This window comes from Odoribacter sp. (assembly GCF_985060555.1).
The window spans coordinates 1-1,542 of the sequence record NZ_CFKYFN010000080.1; the positions used below are offsets into that span (position 1 = coordinate 1).

2 protein-coding genes are annotated in these 1,542 nt (G+C 42.9%); both read left to right on the forward strand.

What is annotated here, in order from left to right:
• The coding region (locus tag AC5RDS_RS10530; RefSeq protein WP_494222327.1) for a DUF6625 family protein at positions 1–618 on the forward strand (618 nt) is incomplete at its 5' end.
• A gap of 586 nt (positions 619–1,204) precedes the next feature.
• Positions 1,205–1,542: glycosyltransferase (locus AC5RDS_RS10535; protein ID WP_494222328.1), on the forward strand; the 338-nt coding region annotated here is incomplete at its 3' end.

The window sequence follows — 1,542 nt, forward strand, 5'->3', positions numbered from 1 at the left end:
AATAAATATGAGCGGCTCGGCTTTTTGGGGCATTCCACACTGTATAAGAACACGCCGGAAGTAAACGCCCGTTACAAGCGGATCGTCCCCGGAGAAATCAATTACAAAGACGTATTCAGCGGCAGAAGCAACTATAGCTTCGATGAAAACGGGATGGATGCGATTTACCGGTATCTGAACATTCCGTATTTCGACGAAGTGGTCTTCGCAGATCTGGAAAAATATGAACCGGGATTCGTTCTGGGTCATTTTCCCGCCTCGGAAAAGGATAAAAACAAATATCAAATATTCACATGGGAAGACGGCAGGTTATATAGAAACTACCTGCAAAAAGACAGAATTCACCGCGATGAATTTCTGTATATCCATTTTTTCTGCCGTCCCATGAAATACTCGGCCGACCGCTTGTCCCCCGACACGACATATTACATGTATCCCGATGTCATGACAGACAAACAGATCGGAGTAAGCGTGAAAAGCTTGAAAAAATACGGTTGCCGAAACAATATCGCCTTTCTTGCAGAGAGCCTATGGACAAATCGGCATAAGATAACATGGCAGCGAATCCGGAGCAATTTCCGCACCTTTTTGAATTATAAACGTCACAGCAACGAATAACAGCACGGAAGCGCACATCCATCAAATGAAGCGAATCCTATTTATCGCCACAGAGTCTGCACCGGGGATGATTCCATACACATCCTCTGTCATAAATGCATTATCGAAAAGCAATGAATTCGAGATATACGCAGTGGTTGTCAATTCCGGAAAACGATCTTACCGCAACTACCTGAAGGAAGTCGAGCATATCGAATACATAGAATATCCCCGCTCCAAACTTCTCAAGTTAATATACAAAATATATCCGGCAAGAATCATAGACACGATAAAAAGAACTGCGAAAACACACAAAATAGATGCAATTCATCTGCTGACAGGAGACTTCTGTCTATTTTTTTATATTCTATGCCAACACCCTAAAGAGCGGTTGTACTATACGGTTCATGACCTGAATCAACACGAATCGGACACAATGACTTTTCCGGGCAGACTCTTGCACAAATACGTCATATGGTGTACACGCACTTACCTGAAGATCATTCCGAATCTAACGACATCATCACGACATCAGTATATAGCTTTAAAAGAAAGTTACCCGAATAAGCGCGTTGTATTCAATCATTTTCCTTCCTTAGTAACCCAAATGATAAAAAATGGAAGGAAACAAATAGAGGAGCTGAAAAACACATCCGATTACATTCTGTTTTTCGGCACTGTAGATCACTACAAAGGTGTCGATCTGCTGATAGAGGCGTACGACCAAAAAGTCTTCCACGACAAGCACAAGCTGGTAATAGCAGGAAAAGGCAGACACTACGTAACCGACAATAAAAACATTATCAGACTGAACCGGTTCATCGAGGATGCCGAAGTCCGAGATCTATTCACCAAAGCCGCAATCGTAGTTTATCCGTATCGTTCGGCCACCATGTCGGGCGTGCTTTCCCTTGCGTTCTATTTCAGGAAGAAAGTCGTGATGTC